Genomic DNA, 459 nt, shown 5'->3' with positions numbered 1-459 from the left:
AGGCGGCATACGAGATGAGCGCTAGGCTAGTCTCGTGGGCTCGGCTCGCCAAGGACGAGCAAGAGCGGATCATCGGCCGGGAGATCGTCAGCAATGTCGAATTGCCCGACGCGACGAGCGGCCAGAAATCGCACAAGACCCTCGCCACGATCGTGGACGACGACGGCACCGAGCACGACATCCTGCGCGACAACATGCCCTTCGGCCGCCCCGGCCAGGGCGAATATGGCACCTACTTCATCGGCTACTCCAGGCATCTGTGGGTGACGCAGAAGATGCTGGAGCGCATGTTCCTCGGCGATCCGCCAGGCATGCACGACCGCCTGCTCGATTTCTCGACGGCGCACACCGGCGCCGTGTTCTTCGCTCCCGCACCGCGCACGCTGAGCGAACTCGTGGAGGCGGTGCAAGCGTAATGCAGGGGCCGCAAGGCCCCTGCAAGGTTTGAGAGCCCTATGC

At 64.5% G+C, this 459-nt stretch carries 1 protein-coding gene; it reads left to right on the top strand.

The window, feature by feature from the left end:
• On the top strand, positions 1-416 hold a 416-nt coding region (locus tag ETB99_RS14645), incomplete at its 5' end, for a Dyp-type peroxidase (protein ID WP_171700939.1).
• Positions 417-459: the final 43 nt, after the last annotated feature.

Origin of the sequence: Anoxybacillus sp. CHMUD (assembly GCF_013096965.1) — a bacterium.
In the GTDB taxonomy this organism is placed as follows: Bacteria; Bacillota; Bacilli; order Bacillales; family Anoxybacillaceae; genus Anoxybacillus; species Anoxybacillus kestanbolensis_A.
This window is presented reverse-complemented; position numbering and strand designations above follow the sequence as displayed.